This is a genomic window from Symplocastrum torsivum (assembly GCF_059505465.1).
Window position 1 is genome coordinate 76958 of sequence record NZ_JCACKQ010000133.1, and the last position, 18175, is coordinate 95132.

Annotated in this window: 13 protein-coding genes and 2 pseudogenes; 4 read left to right on the plus strand and 11 right to left on the minus strand. The window is 46.2% G+C overall.

Features of this window, described 5'->3' with window-relative positions:
* Positions 1–39 precede the first annotated feature (39 nt).
* Positions 40–171 (plus strand): annotated as a pseudogene (locus AC5JL3_RS34220) (fatty-acid oxidation protein subunit alpha); the annotation flags it as partial.
* The gene (locus AC5JL3_RS34225) at positions 159–494 is read left to right on the plus strand and encodes a XisI protein (RefSeq protein WP_496078705.1); all 336 of its coding nucleotides are present in this window, start codon (positions 159–161) and stop codon (positions 492–494) included. The pseudogene AC5JL3_RS34220 and the gene AC5JL3_RS34225, both read left to right, overlap by 13 nt.
* Positions 495–521: 27 nt before the next feature.
* Here AC5JL3_RS34225 and AC5JL3_RS34230 read toward each other — a convergent pair whose 3' ends face one another.
* From AC5JL3_RS34230 to AC5JL3_RS34255, 6 genes are all read right to left on the minus strand, one after another.
* Positions 522–2057, minus strand: coding sequence for an MFS transporter (locus AC5JL3_RS34230; protein WP_496078706.1), 1536 nt, complete (start codon positions 2055–2057; stop codon positions 522–524).
* A gap of 181 nt (positions 2058–2238) precedes the next feature.
* Entirely contained in the window at positions 2239–2613 is a 375-nt protein-coding gene (locus tag AC5JL3_RS34235) for a signal peptidase I (RefSeq protein ID WP_192220223.1), read from the minus strand.
* Positions 2614–2683: 70 nt separating this feature from the next.
* Positions 2684–3682 carry a UDP-glucose 4-epimerase GalE gene (galE, locus tag AC5JL3_RS34240; RefSeq protein ID WP_496078707.1) on the minus strand — a complete coding sequence of 333 codons (999 nt, stop codon included), beginning with the start codon at positions 3680–3682 and terminating at the stop codon, positions 2684–2686.
* A gap of 91 nt (positions 3683–3773) precedes the next feature.
* Positions 3774–5993 (minus strand): family 1 glycosylhydrolase, encoded by a 2220-nt coding sequence (locus AC5JL3_RS34245; RefSeq protein WP_496078708.1) that lies wholly within the window; start codon positions 5991–5993, stop codon positions 3774–3776.
* 467 nt (positions 5994–6460) lie between these two features.
* Positions 6461–9067 (minus strand): UDP-galactopyranose mutase, encoded by a 2607-nt coding sequence (glf, locus tag AC5JL3_RS34250; RefSeq protein WP_496078709.1) that lies wholly within the window; start codon positions 9065–9067, stop codon positions 6461–6463.
* A 524-nt stretch (positions 9068–9591) separates the two neighbouring features.
* Complete coding sequence (locus AC5JL3_RS34255) at positions 9592–10395, minus strand: phytanoyl-CoA dioxygenase family protein (RefSeq protein ID WP_496078710.1); 804 nt, start codon at positions 10393–10395, stop codon at positions 9592–9594.
* A 359-nt stretch (positions 10396–10754) separates the two neighbouring features.
* Here AC5JL3_RS34255 and AC5JL3_RS34260 point away from each other — a divergent pair, with 359 nt between their 5' ends.
* Positions 10755–10976 carry a hypothetical protein gene (locus tag AC5JL3_RS34260; RefSeq protein ID WP_496078711.1) on the plus strand — a complete coding sequence of 74 codons (222 nt, stop codon included), beginning with the start codon at positions 10755–10757 and terminating at the stop codon, positions 10974–10976.
* Positions 10977–11914: 938 nt separating this feature from the next.
* Positions 11915–12337 (plus strand): response regulator, encoded by a 423-nt coding sequence (locus AC5JL3_RS34265; protein WP_496078712.1) that lies wholly within the window; start codon positions 11915–11917, stop codon positions 12335–12337.
* A gap of 407 nt (positions 12338–12744) precedes the next feature.
* On the opposite strand, the gene AC5JL3_RS34270 is transcribed toward AC5JL3_RS34265, so the two are convergent.
* The 5 genes and pseudogenes from AC5JL3_RS34270 to hemW form a co-directional block, all read right to left on the minus strand.
* Positions 12745–13413 (minus strand): HAD family hydrolase, encoded by a 669-nt coding sequence (locus AC5JL3_RS34270; RefSeq protein ID WP_496078713.1) that lies wholly within the window; start codon positions 13411–13413, stop codon positions 12745–12747.
* Positions 13414–13758: 345 nt separating this feature from the next.
* The gene (locus AC5JL3_RS34275; protein WP_496078714.1) at positions 13759–14175 is read right to left on the minus strand and encodes a DUF6335 family protein; all 417 of its coding nucleotides are present in this window, start codon (positions 14173–14175) and stop codon (positions 13759–13761) included.
* A 742-nt stretch (positions 14176–14917) separates the two neighbouring features.
* A pseudogene (locus AC5JL3_RS34280) lies at positions 14918–15862 on the minus strand (fused MFS/spermidine synthase).
* 109 nt (positions 15863–15971) lie between these two features.
* Entirely contained in the window at positions 15972–16460 is a 489-nt protein-coding gene (locus AC5JL3_RS34285; protein WP_496078715.1) for a hypothetical protein, read from the minus strand.
* A 145-nt stretch (positions 16461–16605) separates the two neighbouring features.
* Positions 16606–17862 carry a radical SAM family heme chaperone HemW gene (gene hemW / locus AC5JL3_RS34290; protein ID WP_496078716.1) on the minus strand — a complete coding sequence of 419 codons (1257 nt, stop codon included), beginning with the start codon at positions 17860–17862 and terminating at the stop codon, positions 16606–16608.
* Between the last annotated feature and the right edge of the window lie 313 nt (positions 17863–18175).

Below are 18175 nucleotides of genomic sequence, written 5' to 3' on the forward strand. Positions count from 1 at the left end.
CGGGGCTTAAACGAAAATTAAGAGTAGCGTGAGCTATATTTAGCAGCACAAGTTTCAATCTATGAACCCTTCTTACGCCTAGAACTGACCCAAATTGTTATTCGAGAGCAGAATCTTAAATTAATCCTTTACAATCCTGAACGGGAGGTAATTGAAAAATGGATAAACTAGTTCGATATCGAGAGCTGGTACAAAAAGTCATAACAGACTATGCCAACTTCGGCTCGCCTAGAGGAGATATTGAACGAGAACTCATTTTTGATACCCAACGCGATCGCTATTTGCTCCTTAATGTTGGCTGGGATGATCAACGGCGAGTGTACGGATGTGTTTTACACTTTGATATAAAAGATTGCAAAATTTGGCTTCAGTACAACGGGACAGAAATTGATTTTGCAGAAGAATTGGTGCAGTTAGGCGTAGCCAAACAGGACATCGTACTGGGATTTCACTCGCCTTTTATGCGAAAATTTACAGACTATGCAGTTGTTTGAGCTAAGTTAACCTCTTGTGCCGTAGGGTCAATCAATAGCAGAAGATTGCTCGGATGAGCTTTCAGGTGAACAGTTCAACTCTTCAACAATCAATGGTTGAAACGTAATATTTCCAGGTTCAATCGGCACTCTTCTCCACCAGGCTGGTAACAGGAGGAGCCAAAACTTACCCAGAGATACAGAACGCCGCTCATGAACAAAAACTAAGGGCAACAGAGCAACCAGTCGGAGGACGGCTGAGAGGGCAAACAGCCCTGACAAGCCACCAAGATCAGTGAGAGTTGCAAGAAAGCCACCTACAGTAATTCCGATCGCGCCAGTCACTCCACCAACTGCTGCTGCGATCGCAAAATAACTGGACTGATTCCGCAACGGTGCAACCTCCATCTGAAGATTGTTAGTACATAGGTCAATCGCTGCCCATGTTCCACCACCCAGGATGTGCAACAAGGGAAACCACACCCACAAGAAAATTGGATCAGTTCCACCTTCTAGCCAGAGTAGAGGTGTCAGCGCTACCAAAATTCCCACAATCAACAGGAGTGGGCGATTGCCTATCCGGTCAGCCAGTTTTCCCCAAAAAACCAGCATCAGCATATTAGCCGCCGCTCCCAAACTGCCATAGATCGTTACCACACTGACATCAATAGCCAGGTTATCCAGCAAGTAGAGGTTGAAAAAGGGAGCGCAGCTATTAACGGCAAAGCTCCATACGCCAAAGTAAAGCAAAAACTTCAAAAAATTGGCATCTTTAAGGAAGCTAAAAGCTGTCCGAGAGGGCGACTGTTCGGCGGTATCTGACCCATCAATATGTATATGCATAAGCTTTGGGTTCACATCAGTCATAAAGAACTGACAAACTAGACTGGTGACACCAAACACAACCCCTAGCGCCAAGACTGCACCGTAACCTTGGAGTCTTCCACCGGGCCAGTTTGATACTACCAGCGCCAGCAGTGGCACACCGATGAGATTCGTCAAGCTGACAGCACTATTGCGAAAGCCAAAATACCGACCCCGCAACCGCTGAGGTACTAATGCAGCCATCCAGCTTAACCAGGGAGCACGACCGAAAGCTTCCAAGAACTGTGTTACGCAGATTATCGCCAATGTCCACTGCACCAGCCGATACTCAGCAATATGAAATGAACCTGCTAACCAAATTGCTAGTACGAGAATCAGCCACAGCAACCGCGACGGACCAAAAATGCACAGAGAATATCGATAGCGGCTCGGAGTTTGGTCTGCTATGTACGCTCCCACTGGTTGAAGCAGATTCACCAGTAGAGGAATCGAAGCAAGCACACCAATTTCCACAGACCCAGCACCTAGCTCCAGCAAGAAATTACTGAGCAACGCACCACCGCTGATACTGTAAAAAAGCGTACCGAAGGCACCCTCAAAAGTTAGTGCCTTGAGAGTTGAGCGAGTTTCCGGCTTAGAAAGTCTTAAAGGTGGGTTTGTTAGAAGTACCGTTTCTGGTAAGACTAGATCCTCTTGAATTTCCTGAAGGGGAAGAGGTGTCGTTTCGACTAAGCTGTAATCTTCTTCTTTTTCGAGCATCCTGGATAGCCAATATTTACTTCCCGCAAGAAGAATACCTATTTCCGATCTCACTCAAAAGCGATCGCAACAGAACACAGCGCTAAGCGCAATCGCTTACGCTGTAAAGATGAAGGTCAATTCGTACAAACTTGCTCACATCCTGTACTCAGTTCTCAAAAGCGATCGCCTTTCGCTCAAACTATATCGGCACTTCTATACTATCTTCTGGCTTTGAAGGCCATCGGACAGTTAGAACGGTAGAGTCTTCCTCCGCAGACCAAGAATGAGACACCCCTGGCAACCAGAGGGCATAATCGCCTTCACGAGACAGGAGAAACTCTTGCTCCGGGAATTGAAGGCGGAATCGCCCTTGGATCAGGATAGAAAGTGTGGTCGCTTCGGCATTCACTGCCCACTCTGGTCTACCATCTCCTGCTTTATGGACACCCCATTTCACCTCTAGAAGGGAGGTCGAACGAGGGTCATCGCTTGGGGTTACGAAGTGACCCAGAAACCAACCCCAGCGACTTTCACTTTCAACCTGAGCGTTTCCAAAAACAACTTGAGACGGCATTAGTAATTCCTTTGGTAGTGACCTGTTAACTTAACTTTGCTATCTCGTGTTCATGGAGTAGTGGAACCGTTTATCTATGACGCTTCTGATGCCACTGCCATGCATGAGTCAAGATATCGTTGATGTTTGGGTATTGAGGATTCCAACCGAGAACGCTTTTGGCTTTGTCGCTACTGCCGACTAAGACAGGTGGGTCACCAGGTCTGCGATCGCGTTCCACGATTTTGATGTCTTTCCCTGTTACTTCTTTGGCACTTTCTATCACTTCTCTGACCGAAAATCCACTACCATTCCCTAAATTAAATACATTACTTTTTTCCCCTTTAAGTAGGTACTCTAGACCCAAAACATGGGCTTGTGCCAAGTCATTGACATGGATATAATCCCGAAGACAAGTGCCGTCTCTGGTGGGATAATCCGTGCCAAAAATTGAGACGGACTCTCGCTTACCTAAAGCAGCGAACAGCACCAGTGGGATGAGGTGAGTTTCCGGTTCGTGGTCTTCACCCAGCAATCCAGTTGGATCAGCCCCAGCAGCATTGAAGTAGCGGAAACAGACAGATTTTAAATCGTAGGCTTGATCAAAATCAGATAAAATCCGCTCTACCATCCACTTACTGGTTGCATAGGGACTGATCGGGTCTTGAGGATGGTCTTCTACAAGGGGAACAGTCTTTGGTATCCCATAGAGAGCGCAAGTAGAAGAAAAGACAAATTTGTTGATGGAGGCTGCCACCATTGCTTCTAAAAGCGTTAGAGTGCCTGAAACGTTGTTGCGGTAGTATTTGGCTGGGTCAGTAACCGATTCACCCACAGCAATAAAGGCAGCAAAATGCATCACTGCTGCAATGTTGTGTGTTGTAAATAGTTGATCGAGCAGAGCGCGATCACTTGTATCCCCAACAATCAACTCGACCTGCAAGACCTCTTCCACAATTTCTCGATGCCCATAGGACAGGTTATCCAGAATAATTACGTTGTAGCCTGCATTTTTGAGAGCGAGTACAGCATGGGAGCCAATATATCCTGCTCCGCCTGTCACTAGAATGGTTGACTTATCTTCAGACACGCCTAACTTCTCCTAATCGAAAATCTAAATTTAGGGTGGGTATTAACCACCCTAATACCAATAGAGTTTAAAGCTTCAAACAGCGTAAGTCCTAAACTCGTTGCCGCTCATCGAAGTACCGTGACATAGCATTGTCAAGGCTGGGAAGTAGCACACCTCGTTCACTGCCAAGAACACTGTACGTTGGGCGGGGAGCAGTAAGACCAAGTTCTCGTGTGGGACGGGCTTCGACAAGAGATGCATCGACACCCGCTGTAGAAGCAGCCAGCCGCGCCAACTCAGCCCAAGCGATCGCACCCTTATTTGCTATGTGCCACAAGCCGCTCTCGCCGTCAATTAACAGATCAAGCGTCGTATGCACTAAATCCGGAACATAGGTAGGCGAGACAACTGAATCCTCTGCTGCCACGAACGTTTGCCCTGCCGCTAACTGGCGTAAGGCGATCGTAACAAAGTTATAGTCATCCCAAGGCCCAAAGAAGGCACTGGTGCGAATCACAAGCGCTAAGGGATGAGCCTGTAAGACCCGCACCTCTGCTTCGGCTTTGCTACGCCCATACACATTGAGGGGTGCAACGGCATCAGTCTCTATATAAGGGGTAGCACAAGTTCCATCGAATACAAGATCTGATGAGAAAGTAAGTAGGGGTATTCCCTGCCTCGCACAGCTAGCTGCAAGGATTGCTGGTCCCTCAGCGTTCGCACGTAAGCAAGCATCCACTTCGCGCTCTGCATCATCTACGCGAACATATCCGGCTGCGTTCACAACTGCCCAGGGATTCAATTCAGTAAGAGCTGCATCGACAGAGGTAGGGTCAGTAATATCCATCTCCTGGCGTGTCAGCAGACGGTAGCCAATGCCTCGGAGTTCACACAAACGAGCAAAAGCTTTGCCAAGCGTCCCTCTCGCTCCAATGATTGCGAGTAGACGCTGTGATTTTGGATTTTTAATTTCTGTCTTGCCAAAATCTAAAGTCTGCTCTTTTCCTTTATTGTTTGAGCGACAACTTACCGAGGGATAGAACAGTCGCTCAGGTCGCTGCCACCACCCTGGTGTGTCAAGTAGTGGATGATCGGGTTCGCGCCCTGCGGCTAAATCGCTGATCATTCGAGCGATCGCTGTAGGTCGGGGTTGTGGAGAACGCAGATCGAACACCCCTGGTTCATAGAAACCGTCAGCGCGAGTTACCAGACTATTCCAGTCGTAGGCACCGAGGAGAGACCAAGCCGTCACGGCACGTACATCCACGCCCTCGTGCCGCAAAGAAACTGCTCCGTCCCAAATTTCCTTCAGCCAACGCAGTTGCTCTTCGCGGGTGCAGCCGAGGTGTACCTCGGTAACAGCCAGGGGCAGCCCGTAGCGTTCCCATGTTTCTTTCAGCAGTGCCCGTGGTCCAACGGGTCCCTCGGTACAGACACGCACCGCCTCTACGTCGGCGTAGTTGTGTTTCCCGTTGCCTCCATGCGACCAAGTTGGATAGCGTTCTGTGCGCTCATCTAGGAAGCGCTCGCTCGTCAGGTAGTGATTAATTCCAAGCACATCGGGTGGACAGGGATTGGCAAGAAACCACTCTAGTTCGGCTTCATCAACACCTAATTCGCATAGGCGAGTCCAAATTGGACTAGAACGATTTAGGCGACCACACAGCAGATCAAAGCTCAACCAGCGACGTTCATTCTCAAACTCTGCCTGATACGCGAGTAGCGGTGTACTGTGGGTTTTGCCCAAGTCCTCAGTCTGTACCAGTTGTGCGGCAGGGTTTACCTCACGAATTGCTTGCATCGAGAGTACAGTGGCATGGCACTCCGTAAGTAAGGCATGGGCGAAAGTTAGTCCATCCCGTCCATGAGGATACCAGTGACCATACAGCCCGCTAAATCGCGCCGTGGTCAGTGGCTCGTTGACGGGTGTGTACATATCTACCCAGGGATAGCGCTGGGCAACCGCACGGGCGAATTCGGCGAGTTTCTCAGGAAAGGCTGGATCGATGAGGCTGGTATGGCGGGGGCCGCTGCCGTGGTGAACCAGACCAACGATTGGACGGATACCGAGTTCGCGCAAACGACTAAGCCGCTCATCCGCCCACGACCAGTCAGCGGTTTCTAATCCGTTGGGTGCAGTCCGCTCCCACAGTACTGGGTAACGAATGGCACGTACCCCAAGTTCTGCAAATAAGTCGAGGTCTTCTAGGCGCGTTGCGTGACCGTTTCGCTCCAGTTGGTCGAAATATTGGTCACCGACGCGGTTAACTGTGCATTCTATTCCAGCCCACACTTCTGGGGGGGAGATAGTGATTGGCTCTATGTTCATTAGATTAAATTTAGTGTTCTCGTACAGGTTGCATATGAGTTAATCGGGTGTAGATGCGCCCTGTGATCCTTCAAGGTTCAAGCAAGTTCTTTTATCAAAAGGAAGACCCAGGTGCCGATCAAAAGTAACGGCAGGAAAAGAGGAGGAAGTTCCCCGATTCGACGTATAAGCGTCGTGTTTTGAATTGGAGGAAAATGCTTAATCGTATCGTCCTCCGGATAGGTTTCAAATGACCTACGCGGGTCAGACATATAAAAGAAGGGAGCCAAAGACGCTTATATAAATCAAAACGCCTGAAATCAGACTTAGACCAGGAATAAGCAAAACAAGAAATGATTGCAGCCAGATGTAAGACTTTCCCGAATGATGCAGCCGAAGTCATAGGATGGGATTTTTCGTCCCATCCCTTTTCGTCTAGTAGCCTCGAAGCCAGCACACCAAGATCTAAACCTGATGTTTCATCCCTTCTAGGAACGTTCTACGACGGTTTCAGCTTGCTGTTTGACGGCGATCTGTTTGTAGACGGTGAGAGCCTGAGCTACACATTGATCCATGTTGTAATACTTGTAGGTCGCCAACCGTCCCACAAAATACACTCCTGGAGTGGCATCAGCCAGCGCTTTGTATTTCTTGTAGACTTCGGCGTTCTCCGGTCGCGGTACAGGGTAATAAGGGTCGCCCTCGGCACGCGGGAATTCGTAGACGATGCTGGTTTTGGTGTGATCTTGTCCCGTCAGGTACTTGAATTCCGTGATACGGGTGTATAGCTGCTCGTTGGGATAGTTCACAACTGGTGCTGACTGAAACACCTGTTTGTTGTGTGTCTCGTGCTTGAACTCTAGCGATCGATACGGCAGCTTTCCATAGCGCATCTCGAAGAATTCATCGACTGGCCCACTATAGACCATCTCACGGCAGGGGATAGCCTTCTGAATTTCACGGTAATCGGTGTTCAGCATCACCTTGATGTTCGGGTGGTTCAACATATTCTCAAACATCCGGGTGAAGCCATGCATTGGCATCGCCTGGTAGGTATCGGTGAAATATCGATCGTCGCGGTTGGTGCGGGTGGGGATGCGGGCGATGACTGATTTGTCGAGTTCCGATGGGTCGAGTCCCCATTGCTTGCGGGTGTAGTTACGGAAGAACTTCTCGTAGAGTTCCCGCCCGACTTTGCTGACAACGACATCTTCTGAAGTGCGGATTTGCTCTTTGGGTTCAGCTAGTGATGCCAAGAACTCTTCAACCTGGAACGAGGTGAGGTTCAGTCCGTAGAGTTTGTTGATGGTGTCGAGGTTGATGGGAATCGGAACGAGTTGTCCGTCCACACTAGCAAGGACGCGGTGTTCGTAGGAGCGCCACTCGGTAAATTTGGAGAGGTACTCAAAGACATCGCGGGAGTTGGTATGGAAGATGTGAGGGCCGTATTTGTGGACGAGGATGCCAGAATCATCGTAATGGTCATAAGCGTTGCCGCCGATGTGGTTACGCTTATCAACTACTAGAACTTTCTTACCTAGCTGAGTAGCGATGCGTTCAGCGATGACGCTGCCAGAGAAACCTGCCCCAACAACGAGGTAATCGAAGGCAAACTCTCTTGTAATGATGCTAGGCGGTTGCTTGCTGCCTGTAGCAACGCGATCGCTTTTACCGTTTGTCCCTACCTTCCCGTTTGTGGTGCTAACCTGGACAGTCATACTTGTCTGATTCCGTGTTGCTAATGCCGACTCGATTAGTTGCCTCATTGATGCCCAGGTACGATCCCAAGAAATCTGCTGTAGGAATGTATCAACGCGATCGAGCCATCCTGACTCTTTGCAGTCTTCTTTCATTGCCGCTTCAGCAGCAGCGACAAACTCTGCAACCGTGTCTGCTATTCGCACCAGACGTTCCTGCCCGTAGGGACGAACTACATCTCGGATCGAAGTGGACACAACAGGCTTACTTGCGGCAATATACTCTGGCGTTTTGGTGGGGCTAATGAAGCGCGTTGATTCGTTGCGGGCAAACGGCAGCATCGCCAAATCCCACCCAGCAAGATAGGTTGGTAGCTCTTTATAGTCTTTACCACCCAGATAATGAATGTTCTCGTGGCGCGGCAGGTTTGCTAGATCAATTTTGACCACTGGCCCAATCATAACCAGATGCCAGTCTGGTCGCGCTTCGGCAATCCCCTTAATCAGTTCGAGATCCATCCGTTCGTCGATTACCCCATAGAATCCGAGGCGTGGATGGGGAATGTTCGCTTGGTCAATTGGGTCTTCTTTGATGGTTCTCGCTTGTGCGAAGTGTGCCACTTCTACACTGCTGGGAAATGCGTAGATGTTTGCGTGCTGGTCGCGCTTGGCTTCGTAAAGACTCTGTCCCCCTGTGAAGACTAAGTTCGCACGGTTAAATAACTCAGCCTCGCGTTGTCTCAGGGCAGGTGACGCTCCCTTAAAAGCAGACAACTCATCCATGCAATCGTACACAACTGCCAGCGGCTCCAAATGGCGGGTAAAGCCCATCGCCATTGGTGTGTAGTACCAGCAGATGTACTTGCTAATCTCGTGTTCTGCAAAAAGGCGATCGAGTAGTGATTGTTGAGCCGCATTCACTGCCTCTTCACTCAAACCCTCTGGTAGATGCGGTACCACAACCCAGACTCCACTCTCGTGCTGGGTTACATCAACCCGTCCAACTTCCCCTACTCCTCCCACCGTTTGGGAAGATACAGAGGCATCGGAGCTAAACATTGGCTCTTCGATAAAAAATACCCGCTGTCCTTGGGCACACCGGGTCAAAAGATGTTGAGGTCTTTGGAATACAAAATTCCAACGCAAGTGAGACAAGCAAACTAGATCGGGTGCCTTTGTAGAGGCAACACGACCATTAACATCTTGGTTAGATGTGTTTAGAGATGAGAACTCTTGCGGTTCTACATTAGTTTTGCGTGTGGAGGATGTGTCGCCTGACGGTAGGCGATCCTTCAAAATACTTGATTCATGTCGCCCTGATAGCGTTCCTTCAGTCATCTGTTTGGAAGCGCCATTCTTGATATTGTTGTTCTTGATTTGACCGTTGTTTGGGGACATAGACGACCTGAGATAGTTGTTGTTTATGGAAGTGTTTATGGAAGTGAATTTTTTAAGAGTGGTTATGTGAAATGAAGGCTAAAGTTAGCCCAAGCCATTTCTCGCTCCTTAGCTAGACACTGAGGAATAAGTTGAAAACAGCGACATGTTGCCCATGCCTAAAAAGAATCGCTGTTTTCTTTTGTCCTTTAAAAACTTTTAGGGAGCTTTGCCCTTCTTAAAATCGGCTATCACTCTCGTTAGCATAGCGGTTATTACTGCGCCTGACTTCTATCTCACGATTTAGACTTTTTATGCCTAAAGAAATAATTAAGGTTAATTGAGCTTGTGACTAGCAGTACAAGCTTATACCGCATCTATCTAATTGCATAAAATAGCCCCAGTATCGACCGGGGCTATACCAATAAAGAATTTATTGAATTTGTAGCTAAAGTAACATAATTAAAGCTAAAAGTATGTTTACTTCAAACTAGAGCTAGGTGCTAGGTGTGAACTGATTTTCCCTACAACCGACAACCTACAACCTAGTAAGCAAACGATTGATAAACCTCAGCATCTGGTTTGTCCTCAAGGGATTCGACAATCGGATTGAAGCGTAACAAGTGGCGGGCGCGTTCGGAAAGTGTATCGAGGGCAGCACGCGGGATTTGAATGGACACCTCAGGACGATACAGCCAGCGGCGGCTATAGCCAATGACTACCATTGGGCGTGGTGTTTGTGTGTAATTAGGGGTACCTCGGTGCAAAGCTCGGACATCGCGAATCATCACATCGCCTAGTTGCATCGGGATTGGTTCTAATTTAATTTCACCCGACTCCAGGCGGCGCAGTCCTTCCTCTTTCGACATCATGTGCGTACCGCGTGTCGTCTCAAACGGTCCGTTTTCAACGGTTACATCCACGAGGGGAAAGTTAATGGCAATCTGGAAAGGCGGTGTCTCCATACCTGTTTCCGGGAAGAGTGGCGGCGCATCCCGATGTACTACTTGATAGTCAGACCCTAGTAATGGCGTGTCTGTCGCCAGTTGGCACATTACCATGTCTTCGCCTACCAGTAGTTTTGCGATCGCTAAAATATCCTCATCTTCGTAAATACTAGGGTCGGCAAAGGGCGCGGCGAAGGGCAACGTAACATAATAACGGTTAGGACCTCGATTACGCAGTTTGCCTTCGCGCTCGATATGATCCTCTAGCAAAGGCGTGAAAGCCTCACGCCAAGAATTGAGTGTTGCTGGGGAGAAGTGATTAGGCAACACACAATGTCCGTCGTTCAGAACCGATTGGGCGAACGCTTCGATCTGTTGTTTGTTGTATCGGTGTGTCATCATATCTTGATTTTAGCCAGCACACGTCTCTGGCGTTTGTCAAGATTTTTGACATTCAGTTGTTAAGGTTGTATCCAATATTACAGGCTAATTTAACAAGAAGCCCATTCCTCAGCTAGAAGCTAAGGAAAACAGTAGCCATTACCTTGAGTAAGGACAACAAATCGTAACCTCGGTAACGTCTCCTGGGAGCTTTTACACGGGAAGGACAACAGCATTTCTTTTAGATTGCTCCTTTGCGTCAAGCTTGTGAGAAGAATCTTTAATATTAATGTCTTGCCTCCCGGTTAAAAACTCCCAGGCTTACTCTTACATTCATTTAGGAAATCCAAAAGACAATAATAACAAGGAGAATAACAACCGTGCCTGAACTTTTAGACTTAGGCATGTCTGATGAGGAATATTTGGAACTTATTGCCCAAGGGAGAAATCCAGTTCAAGAACAGATTCGTCAGAGAAATCTTATCCGTGCTGGTGTATCTCCAAAGGAGGCACCTCAGTTAGTGCTGTTTCTTGAGCAGTTAAGCGGCTCGGCTGAACAAGAGGCTTTATTTAAAGGAGTTTGGAGGCGGGTGCTAGATTAACTCAGTTTCTAGAGGAAATTTGTCTTAAACAATTACTAGAAACAAGCTAAGTCTGATACATATCTTGCTTAGTTTTTATCACCTGTTAAGTTGACTTTGAACCAGGAAAGCCAACTGATTGAAAAACAAGTTGATTTAGATGATTTTACAATTTTTTACTGGGCAGGAGGGATAACTTCAACCTCTACTCATATCCTGTTTTTGCCGGGATGGGCTGTATCAATTGAGACTTACTTAGAAAGCTTTATCTCAACAATGTTATGTTCTAGCAGGAGAGTACCATGAATGGAGTATGTTCTGCCCAGAGAAGTTGGCACCGATTATCTTCAGTTTTATTGATGAAATTGATAAGCTTAAATAAAGAATTTTCAGTATTCTCTATGTCAAATAGATATAGGTGGCTAGCTGAAGCTACTGTTTTGGCATAGGTTCAAAGATTATTTGTGTTCATGATTACAAGCTAGATTAACGTTAAACCTGTTTCCTTGGGTAGAAGTTGAAGAAAAAGCGAGTTAGTATACTTTTTAACAGATAGAGATTTCTTTCTTCAATGAAAATAGTGCATCAATTGACTTAGGAAGAGAAATGTATGCAGTTTCAAATTGAATGCAACAGTTTTTTTAAAACTCACCAAACTTGCTTAACATGCGATGAGCAATTTGAGCTGAAAGAAGCAAGACTGATTGTTTGCAACGAGCAGGGTGATAGCTATGGTGATATCTGTCCTCAGTGCATAGCGATGGGTTCTAATTGGCTCGGAAGACAACTTCAACAGCTTACACCACAGGCTTAGACTCTGAATTTGGGATAGTTTTTTTTGCTGTGTAGATCATTAAACAGGAGGAAGAAAATTTTTTCTGTTACAGATACCCTCTATCTACAGGACTACAAACCAAAGCAATTTTATTGACATTTTTCCCACAGGGAGGCTTAATTCTATGTTGTCTTTTCAATCTCAACGCCGAACTCAACAAGCTAAGCGCATTCTGGTTGTAGATGATATAGAGGATAACGTGTTTCTACTTCAGTCGATGTTGACGGAAGAAGGATATGAGGTTGATAGTGCTAAAAACGGCAAATCCGCCTTAGCAAAGATAGAAGCTTCCCCACCTGATTTAGTATTACTTGATGCCATGATGCCCGGAATGGATGGTTATGAAGTCACTCGACGGATTAGGCAAAATAAAAAACTACCATTTATTCCTATCATCTTAATCACGGCTTATGAGAATGCTAATGTTCCAGAAGGATTAAATTTAGGAGCCAATGACTTTATCCGTAAGCCCATTGATTATGATGAGTTAATGGCAAGGATTAATGCCTTTTTGCGGTTAAAACAGGGCGTGAATTCTCCTGAATAGTTTCCAAACTTATGGGGTAGACTATTAAGCAATTCAAAATTCCAAATCGGGAAACTAAGACTAGAGAGCTATTTGCCTGTTACCTCTAGGCAATTTGAATGCACATTAGCTTATGCACAATGGCAGTGAAAAAAGCTCCAGTTGCTAGCTTTGTAGGTTGAGTTGAGGTGAGTGTTAAGCTGCCTTGCTTTAACTTGCACTAATCAAGCAAGTGGTTTGAGGGAAAAGGTCAAAGGTCAAATGTCAAAGGTCAAAGTAGATTGACGACAGTCCCTTCCCTTTAACCCCGTATCTGACTATGCAATGCAATGCGAGATACACAACAGCTTACCAACAGGATAATAGATTAGTTGGGTAAGCTATCGCTCAACCCAACCTACGGTTTCCTTAAGTCACTGTTATTCAGCTTATGCAGCTTTGCTGAGTGACGAATCGGCGTAATGAGCTAATACATCAGCAGGATCATCGTAAATTGCCTTAGCCCCCGCTAGTGCAGTGTCATCAAAGCCACCGCAGCGTACCGCAATGACCTCCACTCCTGCTGCACCCGCTGACTGGATATCGTAGGGTGTATCACCAATCATCAAAACCTGCGATGGCTCCATTTGTAATTTTTTCAATGCTGCTTCCACAATATCTGGTTCAGGTTTAGAAGCTTCAGCATCACTTGATGTCGTTACTTCTTTAAGTAAGTCGTCAACCTGGGCAGCTTTGAGCAAAATTTCCATTTCTTCGCTTGTGGCTGAGCTAGCAATCATTAGCCGGAGTCCAGCCTGCTGCATGTGCAGTACCAATTGCCTTGCACCATTAGTTGGGGAAAGTGTCGATCCATAATGACTGATGATGAGTTCTTTGCGCCGCTCACTGATGGCTTTTACCTTCCCTTCATCATCTTTGAGTTCTGGCACTACTTGAGGTACCAACTGATCGCTACCCATACCAATTAGCGGTCGAATTTTCTCAAATGGCACGTCATAGCCCAATTCTGCAAATGCATCAACATAGGCTTGGGCGTGGGCATCATTGCTCAGTACGAGCGTGCCATCGACATCTAAAATTACTCCTTGCAACACCATCGTAAAATTTCCTATGGGTATGAGTTTAATAAGCTGACGAGCTATTAAATAGCAATGGCAAAGTATCGTTTCAGGTTCAAGGGCAAAGGGGGAAGGTCAAAGGTACTTTCTGAAAGCCTTTTAACCGTTGCCCCGAAATGCAACCTGAATCCGGATTAGACTTCTTGAAAAATTCCCTGAATCACCCTTCTTTACTGCCTACTCTCAAATGAAGTCTATAGCAGTTCTCACATGTATGACGTACAGTTAAGGGCTGTGAAATAAGCGTCAAAATGAGGAAAACAAAAAAGCTGATGGCTGATAGCTGACCGCTAACTGCTATGTTCATTTAGGTAGAGTAAGCTATCAATCCCGATGCTCCTGGTAATCTTCAGAAGACAAGGGATCTAATTCCCATCTGCTGTCATCACGCTCATCAAGAATGTCTACTGTCTGGAGAGGTACCCTGTCGTCATAATCAATACCAACAGCAGCTCCTAGTTCCTCAACAACATTCTGATCGGGAGTAGCGACAGTTCCCCCCACTGCTTCGTCACCCACTAGATGAGCCTGATCCCAACGAGCATCTACATCACCCCCCGTTAGCTCTGGGCCAGTCGATGTGTACTGATCCATGCGATCACGCATCGTTCGACCACCGACGTTTAGCCCTGGCTCTTGCTGAACACCTGTTCCATAGGATTCGGTAACTCCTTGAGGTAGCTCCTCAGAATCCCCTTCGTTAGCAGTTTCTTTTGCTGTTTGATCTTCTTGTTCAGGCATGATACTCACTACTGAATCGAAATTACAAAAATACTCTACTCTGACTGTGACTGCCTTGAAATCCCACCTTTGAGGTGCATTTCATTGCACCTCATGAAAGAAAATGGCTGTGCAAGATGGGTTTAAGAGGTAATCAAGTAGTGAGTACTGTTTTACTGAAAACAAATCAAGAAATAGAATTGCACATTAGCTCTAAATCATCTAGGAAAAGCGATCACCCAAGTCCAACCAAAAAGTGATCGCAAACTTCATTACATACATATTCATTTAACAATGTCCTTAAATGGCTTACTTATATCAAACGAAAGGCTTTAGTTTAAATCAATGTGTTATGAATTATACGAGCTTTTCTAATTGGAGAAGCTAGAAGTATCAGAAAAAAGCGATCACACCACTCTCAGCGATCGCTTTATCCAACTTAGACCAGGAGTTTTATGGCTCTAGTAACAGCAAAAAAATAAGCGCTGCTTAATTTCTTTCCTTATTAAGCAACGCTACTCTTGAGGCTGCAATTAGACATTGATCAAAATTTAACTGCTACTAAAGCTTGCTCATATATACCGACGGTAGGGGTTTATGTTAAATCAGCTTGTTAAAAAAGATACATTCGGGATATGTAGTTCCAGCCAATCTAGCTTCAACTTCTCACCTCCAAGAGTAGGGAAAGCTAGGAAAGTAATACTCTAATCATTCCCAGTTCCCATTCCCTACTCACTTCTAACAAAGGAAGAAATTGCAGTGATTATTGTCCAAGCGCTCCTTTACCAAAGAATTTCGGGGGTTCTTTGATGGTATAAACTTGGGTTTCTGCTGCGATCGCTTTACGAATGTATGCCGGCGTTTGCATGATTCCTAACAGACTCATGCCATCAATTAAGCGTAAGCCACCCGTCGTTTTTTATTCTAGCAATTGGTTCGTGGCATCTGGATCAGGTTGAGTTGCGATCGCTTCTGCTGTACCAATTGCAAACCCCCAAGGTGAGCCGTAGGTAGGAGTATGAGAAGCGTAGGAATGCACATTCGGGAACACAGCTTTTAGAGTGTTTACCAGACGAGCATGGAGAGTTAGTTCCACAGGGGCAACAGGGCCAGCTTGCAGCACAAAATAGCCTCCCGGTGCCAGAACTCGCTGAGCTTTTTCAAAATACTCTTTTGTAAATAGCTGAAACGATGGCCCCTCTTCAATTGGGTCAGAAAGATCTGAGATGACAATATCCCACTTCTGCTCCGTCGTGTCCAAAACTTCTAAAGCGTCACCAATCACTAAATTAGTACGTGGGTCATCGAAAGCCCCTTGGTGCATCTCCGGCATGTGTTCGCGGCAAGCTTCTACCACCTCACCATCAATGTCCACCATCATTACCTGCTCAACTGTCTTCCAGCGCAGAATTTCCCGTACTGTAGCGCCTTCTCCACCTCCTAAAACAAGAACATTGCGAGGTGAAGAATGGCAAATCATGGCTGGATGTACTAAAGGCTCATGGTAGAGAAACTCATCACCTGTACAAGATTGCCACTTACCATCCAAAACCAGTCCTTTGCCATAAGCACCTGTTTCAACGATGTACATTTCCTGGAATGCCGTTTTCTTGTAAGCCAGAACTTTGGTTACACCGTGAACATACATATCCCAAGGCGTGATGTACTCGCTTACCCACAGATCTGCACCCACTTGACTACCAGCCATTGAATACCCTCCTTTCCCCTAATTGACACAGATAGCCATTATTACAGAACAAGGTTAAAAGAAAGAAGTTCTTAGCAATCAGCAGTCAGCGTTTAGAGTCATCCAAGGGTTAATTTTCAGTGTCAAACAGCGCCAGGATCTGGTCAAATATATCTTCACCAGCACGAGTTTCTAGGATTGAGCGGACTAATTGAATGAACTCCCAATCTGGGTGCTTATCGTTCTCAATTACTTTGCTGGCTGGATAGAAGGTAATATCATCAGCACGTAATTCATTCGTCGTTCCACTTTGCCAGCCAGAATGTTCTGGATTCCACGAGATCGATTTGCCGCGCAATGTGAACTGAAACCACTGAATTTTGCCTTGGCGTAGTTCCACAAACACATCAAAATAAGGCTCTCCACCTTGATACCAAACTCTAGTGATGCCCTCCTCCTTCGCTGGGGTCAATAATTTTTGATCAATCTGTCGTAGGGAAGCCCCCAATGCCGCAATCTGATCTTTATCCATCAGCGTAACGATACTGTACCCAGCTGCCTGGTTCATTGAGTAATACTTAGTCATCTTGGGGGCAGACTCATCACGAGAAATATTCATACCTAATACATATGTGCTGCCAGTTACTCCGGATGTATAGGCAAAAGTAAAAGTTTTGAATTTCCCGCTCAATCAACCTTTTGACTAACTAAGCCAAAAGAATATCCAATAGTGAAAAAATTTGCTAGTCGATATTTGCTCGATCCTAACTTAGCTGGCTAAACAAATCTGCAAGAACTGTATTGGAAAACAAGAATCCCTCTGGGTCACTTAGCCGGAGTTGACCTGTCGTTGGTACGGCTTGTGCATCCTCAACAACTTCCCCCGAAGTGTTCAGCACTTCCACCCAACCACGTCTGTAATGTGGCTGTAGACTAGTCCAAATCTCTTTTAAGGTCTTCTCCCCAAACTGGTTCCTCAGTTTATCTAAGCTCAAACCCTCTGCTAAGCGTAGCCCTAGCATTAAAGTTTCTAGCAGAACATCTACCGCTGAGGTTTCTTGGCTATCTAGAACACCACCTGCGTCAATTAGCTGTTGCACCCAGGCGTAATACTCTCGTCTTGTACGGGGACGGGTGAATCGCTGTCCTTGCACATAGCTAGCTGCGCCCATCCCAAAGCCGTAGTAGGCACGGTTTTCCCAATAAACTCGATTATGACGGCACACTCTGCCGGATAGGGCATAGTTGGAAATTTCATAATGCTCGTAACCTGCACTCGTTAGGATTTGCTGGGCAAGACGGTACATCTTGGCAGCCGTTTCATCAGTTGGCAAAGGCTTCACTCCGGGAGCATACTGGCGCCCAAAAGCAGTAACTGGCTCAATAATTAGGTCGTAACAAGAAATGTGGGTAGGAGCAAGATTAGCCGCTGTCTCCAAGGATTCCTGCCACTGCTCTAACGTTTGATGGGGTAACCCAGAGATTAAGTCCAAGCTGAAGTCGGAAATCTCTACCTGGTGTAGGAGTTCAATAGCTGCGAAGATATCAATAGAATTGTGCGATCGCCCACAGGCATTAAGCAATTTATCCTGAAAGGCTTGAACACCTAAGCTAACTCGATTAACTCCAGCTTCCTGGTATCCCTTTAGCTGTTGTAAGCTAAATGTTCCTGGGTCCATTTCCATAGAAATCTCAGCCTCAGCCGCAATACCAAAGCCCTGCTCTAGTATTTCTAGAATGTGCTTTAGCTGTTCCACGGATAACAGCGAAGGTGTGCCACCACCGAAGAATACTGTTTCTAAATCACGGCTCAAGCGTGGTGTTGCTTCGATTTCCTGACTCAACACCTCGACATATTGCTCAATCGTACCCGATGTACTGCCTGTTGCTTTATCTCCCACCACCGAAACTGGAAAATCACAGTAGTAGCATCGGCGACGGCAGAAGGGAATATGAATGTAGGCAGAAGTGGGAGTTACTGAACCAAAAACTTCCTCAGATTGATGTAATCGATTTGACACTTTTGTTTTACAGAAAAACTTTAATTGTTAAGCCAATCGTGATGCTTGATTAACACTTATGAATTAAATGAGTTTTTTGACGGATTTCACGATTAAACTGCCGGAGCTAAAATTTGCGCCAAAGGGCGATCGCATTTCTAATAAGGAGGATACAAGCATGATTCAGTAAGCACTTGCTTTCTAAGTTACACCTTCTAATTGCCAAAGATTCTCCCGATGAGAAACTGATAGGGATAAATTAAATGCTTTATCTAACCCAATTGGCATAAGAAAAGGAAATGACGTGAAAGATATAATAATCCTGAAGTGTCGG